A 418-nucleotide genomic window follows, 5' to 3' on the forward strand; every position below is an offset into this window, starting at 1 on the left:
CCGAAGAAGGTAGGCTTTGGTTGGCTACTGGGCTGGATGGAAAAGCTCTAAACAAAACAAAAAATGTTACTTTTGACAATAAAACATTACCATTTGGGAAAGAGGGTGTAATTAAGCCACTAGGGATCAGCAGATTAGGTAATACAGTGACATATTTTAGTTTAGAAGATGGAATTAACTATTCCGGTTGGAAGGAATTTGGTGGAGCAAAATATCATTTTAAAGATGGCCAATCTTCTGCTGTGAATGGCACAGCAACTATTGACGGCAAAACATATTACTTTAATGAATATGGGGAAACTACTCTGACAGGGTTTGTTAAAAAAGATGGTAAGACATACTATTATGACGATAAAGGCAAAATGCTAACAGGCTGGCAACAAATCAATGGTAAATGGCATAGCTTCGAGGATTCTGG

At 37.6% G+C, this 418-nt stretch carries 1 pseudogene; it reads left to right on the plus strand.

The features are described from left to right. Positions 1 to 20 precede the first annotated feature (20 nt). Positions 21 to 418 (plus strand): annotated as a pseudogene (locus MR109_RS29800) (cell wall-binding protein); the annotation flags it as partial.

Origin of the sequence: Bacillus cereus group sp. BfR-BA-01310, from assembly GCF_022664325.1 — a bacterium.
Classification (GTDB): domain Bacteria; phylum Bacillota; class Bacilli; order Bacillales; family Bacillaceae_G; genus Bacillus_A; species Bacillus_A paramycoides.